The sequence below is a fragment of the Algibacter sp. genome (genome assembly GCF_049667265.1).
In the GTDB taxonomy this organism is placed as follows: domain Bacteria; phylum Bacteroidota; class Bacteroidia; order Flavobacteriales; family Flavobacteriaceae; genus Algibacter_B.
In genome coordinates, this window is record NZ_JBATHX010000395.1 from 1 (window position 1) to 8,658 (window position 8,658).

Annotated in this window: 9 protein-coding genes and 1 pseudogene; 4 read left to right on the forward strand and 6 right to left on the reverse strand. The window is 32.2% G+C overall.

Annotated features, from left to right (window positions below; all coding sequences use genetic code 11):
• Window positions 1-7: 7 nt before the first annotated feature.
• A complete protein-coding gene (gene yiaA, locus WBN21_RS13640; protein WP_424201199.1) occupies window positions 8-466 on the forward strand; it encodes an inner membrane protein YiaA in 459 nt (152 codons plus the stop codon).
• 337 nt (window positions 467-803) lie between these two features.
• Here yiaA and lysS read toward each other — a convergent pair whose 3' ends face one another.
• Window positions 804-2,495, reverse strand: coding sequence for a lysine--tRNA ligase (gene lysS / locus WBN21_RS13645; RefSeq protein WP_424201187.1), 1,692 nt, complete (start codon window positions 2,493-2,495; stop codon window positions 804-806).
• A gap of 218 nt (window positions 2,496-2,713) precedes the next feature.
• On the opposite strand from lysS, the gene WBN21_RS13650 reads away from it, so the two are divergent.
• Window positions 2,714-3,601: a hypothetical protein gene (locus WBN21_RS13650; RefSeq protein ID WP_424201189.1), complete on the forward strand. Its 888-nt coding sequence runs from the start codon at window positions 2,714-2,716 to the stop codon at window positions 3,599-3,601.
• 58 nt (window positions 3,602-3,659) lie between these two features.
• Here WBN21_RS13650 and WBN21_RS13655 read toward each other — a convergent pair whose 3' ends face one another.
• Complete coding sequence (locus WBN21_RS13655; RefSeq protein ID WP_424201203.1) at window positions 3,660-3,791, reverse strand: hypothetical protein; 132 nt, start codon at window positions 3,789-3,791, stop codon at window positions 3,660-3,662.
• Here WBN21_RS13655 and WBN21_RS13660 point away from each other — a divergent pair.
• Window positions 3,748-3,876, forward strand: a complete 129-nt coding sequence (locus tag WBN21_RS13660) for a YqaE/Pmp3 family membrane protein (protein WP_424201201.1) — start codon at window positions 3,748-3,750, stop codon at window positions 3,874-3,876. The two genes, WBN21_RS13655 and WBN21_RS13660, sit on opposite strands and share 44 nt — an antisense overlap.
• Before the next feature lie 98 nt (window positions 3,877-3,974).
• On the forward strand, window positions 3,975-4,673 hold the full coding sequence (gene lipB, locus WBN21_RS13665; RefSeq protein ID WP_424201191.1) for a lipoyl(octanoyl) transferase LipB: 699 nt from the start codon (window positions 3,975-3,977) through the stop codon (window positions 4,671-4,673).
• A 41-nt stretch (window positions 4,674-4,714) separates the two neighbouring features.
• Here the strand turns inward: lipB and ppk2 are convergent, their stop codons facing one another.
• From ppk2 to WBN21_RS13685, 4 genes and pseudogenes are all read right to left on the reverse strand, one after another.
• Window positions 4,715-5,494, reverse strand: coding sequence for a polyphosphate kinase 2 (ppk2, locus tag WBN21_RS13670; RefSeq protein ID WP_424201193.1), 780 nt, complete (start codon window positions 5,492-5,494; stop codon window positions 4,715-4,717).
• Window positions 5,495-5,595: 101 nt separating this feature from the next.
• Entirely contained in the window at window positions 5,596-6,645 is a 1,050-nt protein-coding gene (locus tag WBN21_RS13675) for a nucleoid-associated protein (RefSeq protein WP_424201195.1), read from the reverse strand.
• Between the two features lie 199 nt (window positions 6,646-6,844).
• Complete coding sequence (locus WBN21_RS13680) at window positions 6,845-7,522, reverse strand: hypothetical protein (protein WP_424201197.1); 678 nt, start codon at window positions 7,520-7,522, stop codon at window positions 6,845-6,847.
• A 221-nt stretch (window positions 7,523-7,743) separates the two neighbouring features.
• Window positions 7,744-8,658, reverse strand: a pseudogene (locus tag WBN21_RS13685) (ribonuclease HII); the annotation flags it as partial.

The window sequence follows — 8,658 nt, forward strand, 5'->3', positions numbered from 1 at the left end:
AGTTTCAATGGATGAAAAATCAAATGACTCAAAAGTTAAAAAGGAGATTAAAGTGTATGACCAAAAACCAACATCTGCTTTTATTGGGGCATCGTGGACAGCTTTATTAATTGGGATGACTTCCTATTGCATCGGTTTATGGAATGCTGATATGATGTTAAATGAAAAAGGATACTATTTTACCATCTTACTTTTTGGTTTATTCTCGGTAATTTCTGTACAAAAAGCGGTGAGAGATAAAATGGAAGATATTCCTGTAACCGATATTTACTACAGTATTAGCTGGTTTACAACATTAACTTCCATTGTGTTATTAGTAATTGGGCTCTGGAATGCCGAATTGCTTTTAAGCGAAAAAGGATTTTACGGTATGTCTTTTCTACTAAGTTTATTTTCCGCCATTGCTGTTCAGAAAAACACGAGAGATATTCAGTATATCGATAGGCATTTAGATGAAGATAAATAAGCGTTAGTTAATTAATCAAAACAAAAAAAATAAAGGGTTGTTTTGATGGTTGGTTAGTTAACCCAAAACCTCGTTGCTTTTTGGTGGCGAGGTTTTAAATTATAAATGGGTTACTCTAAATTCTTAAAAAATTAACATAACAAACCGCTTTCTCTTAAAGAAAAATTAAAATATTAATTAGTACTGTTAAACATTTCTAAAAGGTATTATCAACTATTGTTAATTAGCTGATATTTGTACTGAGTTTAGTTAATATATTTAGTTAGTTTGGTTAGTTAAAAAAAGCCAGTAATTTTAAAATTACTGGCTTTTTTAATTTTGTATAATTTGCAACATTTTAAAACATACCAACAAATAACCCTTCATCAGTCTTTTCAACTTTAGCAAGATTGTTTTTGGTTAATTCTTTAATAGTTTTATCCCATTTTTTGTTTGATAAACCAGATTGCGATTTTAAACTAACAAGCTCAAGTTTTTCAGCTTTCTTTAAAATTTCAAAAACAGTTTTTGCATCATCACTTATTGCAATAGCTTTTTTCTCAGGGCGCATTTGTGGAAAGAATAAAACCTCTTGTATAGATTGGTTGTTTGTTAAAAACATAATTAATCTATCCATGCCAATTCCCATTCCAGATGTTGGTGGCATACCATATTCTAAAGCACGTAAAAAGTCGTAATCAATAAATTCGGTTGCTTCATCATCACCTTTAGCAGCCAGTTTAAGTTGGTGTTCAAAACGCTCACGTTGGTCAATTGGGTCGTTAAGTTCAGAATAAGCATTAGCTATTTCCTTGCCGCAAACCATTAATTCAAAACGTTCGGTTAATTCAGGATTGTCTCGATGCTCTTTACAAAGCGGGCTCATCTCTTTAGGGTAATCAGTTATGTAGGTTGGCTGTATATAGTTGCCCTCACATTTTTCACCAAAAATCTCATCAATTAATTTGCCTTTCCCCATGGTTGCATCTACTTCAACACCTAAATTTTTTGCGGCTTGGCGTATTTCATCTTCGGTTTTTCCAGTAATATCAAAACCAGTAAAATGCTTTATAGAATCTGCCATGGTAACTCTGGCATAAGGCGCTTTAAAATCTATTTCATGATCTCCGAACCTAGCTTTTGTAGTGCCATTAACTGCCATAGCACAATACTCCAACAAACGCTCACAGAAATCCATCATCCAATTGTAGTCTTTATAGGCTACGTATATTTCCATTGCTGTGAACTCAGGATTATGCGTTCTGTCCATCCCTTCATTTCTAAAGTTTTTGGAAAACTCATAAACGCCATCAAAACCACCCACAATTAACCTTTTCAAGTAAAGCTCGTTAGCAATTCGCATATATAATGGAATATCCAAAGCATTGTGGTGTGTCATAAACGGACGCGCCGCAGCACCACCAGGAATAGGTTGTAATACAGGAGTTTCTACTTCAAAATAACCAGCATCGTTAAAAAACTGACGCATGGCATTAAACAATTTGGTTCGTTTTACAAACACCTCTTTAACATGTGGGTTAACAACCAAATCAGCATAACGTTGTCTGTAACGCTGTTCTGGGTCGGTAAAAGCGTCGTGCACATTTCCATCAGCATCCGTTCTTGGTAATGGTAAGGGTTTTAAAGCTTTGCTTAGTAAAGAAAAATCTTTAACGCGAACACTTTTTTCGCCAACCTTAGTTGTGAATAATTCACCTTCAATCCCAATAAAATCGCCAATATCCAATAATTTTTTATAGATATTGTTATACTTGCTTTTATCTTCATCAACACAAATTTCATCTCTATTAAAGTAAACTTGTATGCGACCTTCAGCATCTTGTAATTCAGCAAAACTGGCATTACCTTGAATCCGTCTAGACATTAATCTACCAGCAATAACCACCTTTTTTTCTTCCTTAAAATCTTTTTTTATAGATTTCGATGTGTCTTTCACAGGATATAAATCTGCCGGATACGGATTAATACCCAATTCGCGTAGTTTTACTAACTTATCTCTTCGTACTATTTCTTGTTCAGAAAGCTGCATGTTATAGTTTTTAAAAACGCAAAATTAAGCTATTTAAAAAAAAAGAAAAACTTCTTTCAAATTATTCTTTGTATTTACTAAAAATAAACTATCAATCATGATAATAGTCATAGGTAGAAAAAATAGTTATTCTTTATTTTATTCAAATTTAAAAGATGTGTGAGTTAGCAAATCTATTGAGTAAATAACTTAGTATAATCCTTAATATTAATAGCAATATGAAACATTTTATTCTTAGTGCAATAGCACTTTTATTGGTCAATTTTAATACAATTGGGCAAGAGTTATCACCATATATTAAAGTTGGTGAATCGACAAAACCTATTCAAGAAGTTACTAAAGAAGTCATTAAAACATTAAAAGATAATTCTTTTACGGTATTAGGAGCTTATAATCCTTCAAACAAAAGTTCTTTAGCTGTCATAGCATTTACAAGAACAGATTTAAAAAATACGGTAATAAAAGTAAAAGATAGAGGTGCTCTATCAGCAGTCCTGAAAGTTGGATTGATTCAAAAAGATGGCAAAGTAATTATATCATACACCAATCCAGATTATTTGCTAAGGGCTTATTTACCAACAAACTATAATACCTTTAAAAGTACTTTTGTAAAATTTAGTACAGATTTAAAAACAACTATGTCTGCTTTAGGAAATGAGTTTACTGCTTTTGGAGGCGTTGTAGAAGCAGATAAGCTTGCTAAATATCATTATAAAATAATGATGCCTTATTTTACAGATCCTGTTGAATTAAATGAATTTTCATCGTTTGATGAAGGATTAGAAATTATCTCTAAAAACCTTGAAGCTAAAAAGGGAAATACTGTAAAAGTTTACAAATTAGTTTATAATAGTCAAGAAGTGGCTGTTTTTGGTGTTGGTTTACATGATAAAGAAGAAGGTGAACCAAACTTTTTACCTAAAATAGGCGAGGCCCATGTTGCTGCTCTGCCTTATGAAATTATATTACAAGGTAATAAAGCGACTATGTTGCATGGTAAATATAGAATTGCTCTGCATTGGCCAGAATTAACTATGGGAACTTTTATGAAGATTATGAGTACGCCAGGAGATATTGAAGATGCTCTTGAGGTTTTATGTGAATAGAAAATAAGTTTTTGAAACTCAATTTATATGACGCTGTAACATTTATAAAGTTATAGCGTCAAATAAGTAAATCATCAATATATGCTGAACTTGTTTCAGTATCTAATAAATCATAAATGAGTTTCTTCAGAGTTTTATTATCCATTATTTGTCCGCCTTTAGCCGTTATCGATAAAGGTTGTGGTTCCATTATTATCGTCTTTTTGCTTTGGCTTTGTGGCTGGGTTCCTGGCGTAATTGCTGCATTAGTTATACTTAATAACCCTAAGAATTAGTGTTCAGTCTCAAGTAAGCAGTCAACAGTCGACAGTCATCCACCTTCTGTTACTTCCCATCAATCAAAATCACATAAAATATTGTAATTTTGCCGTTCATGAATAAGACTATTGAACTTCAAGATTTAGGCTTAAAAGACTATAAACAAGCTTGGGAATACCAAGAGAAGTTGTTTAAAGGCATTGTAGACACTAAAATTAAAAATAGGCGAGAAGCAGCAGGTTTAGAAACCAATAACTACTTTTTATTTGTAGAACATCCACATGTTTATACATTGGGTAAAAGTGGCGATATGTCAAATTTATTGGTTGACGAAGCACAATTAAAAGCAAAAAACGCCGGTTTTTATAAAGTAAACCGCGGTGGCGATATTACCTATCATGGACCAGGGCAAATTGTGGGCTATCCCATTCTTGATTTAGATAATTTTTTCACCGACATTCATAAATACCTTCGTTTTCTTGAAGAAATGATAATCTTAACCCTTGCAGAATATGGCTTAAAAGCAGAACGAAGCCCAGGAGAAACAGGTGTTTGGCTAGATGTAGGCACACCGTTTGCTCGAAAAATATGCGCCATGGGCGTTCGTGCCAGTCGTTGGGTAACCATGCATGGTTTTGCGCTTAACGTAAATGCTGATTTAGGATATTTCGATTTAATGATTCCCTGCGGAATTCGTGGTAAAGCTGTTACCTCTTTAAATGTTGAACTTGGTAAAAAAGAAATTGAGGAAGCAGAGGTTAAAGAGAAGTTGCTAAAGCACTTTTCTGATCTTTTTGAGGCTGAGTTTTATTAGGTTTACTAACGACTTATTTCATCTCGTTTTAGTAATTTAGTTCAATACTTCTCAGGTACAAAAGTTTGATAATCTATCGGCGGTCGCACATAAGCTTTATAGTCTGGTAATTCAGGCAACTCAATAGGTTTTAGATCCATTTTTTCATGAGGAATTTGACTTAAAACATGGCTGATACAGTTTAAACGTGCTTTCTTCTTGTTATCTGCATTTACTACAAACCAAGGCACTTGTTTGGTGTCAGTATGTGCAAACATATTATCTTTTGCTTTTGAGTATTCTAGCCATCTTGCTCGCGATTCTAAATCCATTGGGCTAAACTTCCAACGTTTCAGTGGATTGCTTATTCGGTTTTTAAAACGCTTTTCTTGTTCTTCATCACTTACTGAAAACCAGTATTTCAAAACAATAATTCCAGACCGTACTAACATGCGCTCAAACTCAGGGCAAGATCTTAAAAATTCATTATACTCATTATCTGTACAAAAGCCCATCACTTTTTCAACGCCTGCTCTATTATACCAACTTCTGTCAAAAAGTACAATTTCACCTGCGGCTGGTAAGTATTGAACATATCTTTGAAAATACCATTGTGTTTTTTCTCTTTCTGTGGGTACACCTAGCGCAACAACTTTACATACACGTGGATTTAAAGGTTCGGTAAAGCGTTTAATGGTGCCGCCTTTTCCTGAAGCATCTCTACCTTCAAAAACAATAACTACTTTTAAGCCTTGCTTTTTTACCCATTCTTGAAGATGTACTAAATCAGTATGTAGTTTTTTTAGTTCGTCGTCGTAATTGAATTTATCGTCTTTTGACATCCTTATATTTTTTGATAAACACAAGTTACTAAAAAACGCAAAAAGACTAAGTGATACTTAGTCTTTTTATGAGTTAGCTATTTAATTTATAAAGATTCTTATTAATTCTCAGCATTAAAAAACACCTTATAATAATGCATTTTCTTTTCATCATCATAACCGCGTTCTAAATACTCAGCAGATGCATCTGGGGCATCTACATCTAGTTTTATTTGAATATGGGTATCTAGTTTAATATCGGTTTTAAACTTTCGTTTTTCTTTCGTAACAACAGCTTCGGCAACATCAAATTGGTTTCTTAAAACAAGGTTTTTATCGCCTTCATAGTCCTTTTTATAATTTTCAAACTCTCTAATATGTTTTTCATCTTCAAATAATTCTTCTTTAAACCGCTCCACATTTACCACTTCATTTTCCTTGAAAAAATCGATAGTTTGGGCCAAAAAGGAGTTTTGCTCTTTCGCTCCATAATTGGTTTTTAAAACCTCGGTCGAGAATTCTTTACAAAGTTCAATATACTGCTGGGTATGGCTGTTGGCATCATCGGCATATTTAATATTTAAAAAATGATTAATCCAATATTGCGCATCATAACTATTGTTATCAACACTTAAAATAATGTTGCCTTCAGTATCACTTTGATTCAGAATTAAACAGCCTTTGTCAACTTTTTTAGAGTTAATTCCTTTTTGAACCAATACATCGTAACTGTTATTTTCTAAATAAGTTTGAAAGAAATTCACTTTACTTTCAATTTTAAAAATTCCAATAGCATTGGTGGTCATGTCTCTAAACTCAATGCCTTCAAACATAACAACCAACACATCGCCAGTTTTTATTTGTGCAGAACTTGATTGTTCGAACAAATGCATAACCATATGTTTTGAAACTTCAATAAAAGCCGCTTCGTCATTGAACATTTGCGCACAGTAACTATTAATTTCGTTAAGCGAAATATTGGCATGATGATTAAAACGATAGCTCTGTACCACACTTCCAAACGGCCTTAATAAAAAAGGTAACATAAGGTCGTAACTGGCTTCGTCAAAATCAACTACCTTTTCTGAAAAGGCATTTTTAGTATCGTTAAACTTATTACCAACTTTATGAATAATGAATTTTGAAATGGCAGCGTTTTTTCTTGAAATCATGTGTGTTTTCTATATAATTTTTAGGTCGAGTGCAGTCGAAACCTAAATGTATTAAACTGAATAATTGAATTGCAATACTATTAAATTAACTTGAAATGTATTTGAATTTGGCATAAAAAAAGAGCGCCAAAACATTATATTTTGACGCTCAAGATTCGAGGACTTACTTTTAGCAGTTAAAAACCGCTTAATTTATTACTTATTTTGAAAAACTTGTAAGTTCTGAGTATCCCATAAGTTTTCCATTTTTATTATAGGATTCATTTCTTACTACGCCAATACCTTCTGAAATCCATTCTTTAATTTTAAATGACATTTTTAAGCCCATTTTCATTTCGTTATCATAGCTTAATGCAAAGCATTCAAAAGTTCCTGCAGGCGTGGTTATCGATTCTTTTTTCTCTACTTTTCTATTTAACATATCTACGCTCATATTCATTTTTAGGCCGCCCATATCAATGGCCATGTTCATATTAGCATCTTTTAAAGTTTGACCAACTTGTAAATTGTTTGGAAGTTCAACATTGGTTCCGGTTATATCCATTTCCATATCTTTATATTGCTTGAACATATCTGGGTTCATCATAGATTTAAAATCAATAGAAATTTTATCGCCTTCACAAACAATTTGATATTCCATGGTTGTTACTTCTTTTCCTTTATCATCAAAAATAATTGTTTTTATGGTAGCTACGTTATTGTTAACTTGGGTAACTTCATAGTTTACAATACCTTCTTTTTTGCCTTTTTTATCGTAATTGGTGATTTCAAATTTGGTTCCTTCTTCAAACGGATAATAGGCTTTACAAGCATTTTGAGCTAATGAAGTAAAACTTATTAAAATAACACTAATTAAAATTAAAATTTTCGTTTTCATAGCATTCAGATTTTTAAATGGTCGTTTTGTTCTTCAAAGAAAGGTAGGTAAATACAAAAGCCATCCACGAGAAAAGGATGCTTAACGCATTTTCGGGTAATTTCATTTGTAATTATTTGATTAATAGCTGGCTAAAGATAAAGATTAGTTTTTTATCGACAAAAGGGTATTATTAAATATATTAACAAGTTATCAATATATTTTTTGTGATATAATTTAAACTAATTAATTTGATATAAAATAATGGAATTACTATCGCCTTTTGTTACAAACTCCAAGCTATTGTCTCGATCAATATTATCGAGGTCAATGGGTGAATTTCCATAAACAGGGAAGTTTGAAAGTAATTGTGACTGACTATCATATAAATACACTTTATGCGACTGTAAATCTGTGGTAGAAACATAAATTTTATTATTGATATAGAAAATTTTTGGGCTTGAATAATCTCCAAAATCGAGCTCTGTAGATTTATTCTTTATAATCAACTTGTTTTCGGTTTGCGTAACCAGCGTTTTGCTTGTGGTTTGAATATGATGGTTTTCAGAAAGATTTAAATTCCTTGAAGATACATTGCCTTTTGAATCAACGGAAACCAAATCGCCATTCGAAGTAGTTGTTGTAAAGGTATTGTTATACAGGAAAACAGGTTGGCTAGAATAAGAATAGGATTGTTTAGGTTTAACTCTTGTTTTTCCTAATCTATCTAAAATATATAGTTTGTCTTTCGTTTTTAAGGTAATGTAATCTTTACTGCCAATTCTAAAATGTTTAGGTTGAGAAATAATGGTATTATTAGCCGATTTAAAAGTAAAGCCATTAATAGCTTTTCCTTTTATATCATACATTAATACGTTTTTCCCTTGCGTTACTAACAAGCGATAGTTTTTACGGTTATCATAATCAAAAACAGCAAGTGGTTGCGTAATGTCATCATTAAATTTTAAGGCAAAAGGTTTAACATCTTTGCCGTTTCTATCTAAAACATAAACTCTTTTTGGAGTAGCAAAGGCTAATTGAAGTCTTCCGTTTTTATACATGTCAATTTGTTCAATACGTCCTAAAATTGGGCCTTGCAGTTGTTTTTTCCAAAGAATTTTACCATTGTTTGAAATTAAATACAGATTGTTATTCAC

What these genes read in the sequence shown, in the direction of transcription:
- lipB (WP_424201191.1), top strand. Translation starts at nt 3,975, where the DNA reads ATGAATAAGACTATTGAACTTCAAGATTTAGGCTTAAAAGACTATAAA.
- WBN21_RS13675 (WP_424201195.1), bottom strand. Translation starts at nt 6,645, where the DNA reads ATGATTTCAAGAAAAAACGCTGCCATTTCAAAATTCATTATTCATAAA.
- WBN21_RS13650 (WP_424201189.1), top strand. Translation starts at nt 2,714, where the DNA reads ATGAAACATTTTATTCTTAGTGCAATAGCACTTTTATTGGTCAATTTT.
- yiaA (WP_424201199.1), top strand. Translation starts at nt 8, where the DNA reads ATGGATGAAAAATCAAATGACTCAAAAGTTAAAAAGGAGATTAAAGTG.
- WBN21_RS13655 (WP_424201203.1), bottom strand. Translation starts at nt 3,791, where the DNA reads ATGGAACCACAACCTTTATCGATAACGGCTAAAGGCGGACAAATAATG.
- ppk2 (WP_424201193.1), bottom strand. Translation starts at nt 5,494, where the DNA reads ATGTCAAAAGACGATAAATTCAATTACGACGACGAACTAAAAAAACTA.
- lysS (WP_424201187.1), bottom strand. Translation starts at nt 2,495, where the DNA reads ATGCAGCTTTCTGAACAAGAAATAGTACGAAGAGATAAGTTAGTAAAA.
- WBN21_RS13680 (WP_424201197.1), bottom strand. Translation starts at nt 7,522, where the DNA reads ATGAAAACGAAAATTTTAATTTTAATTAGTGTTATTTTAATAAGTTTT.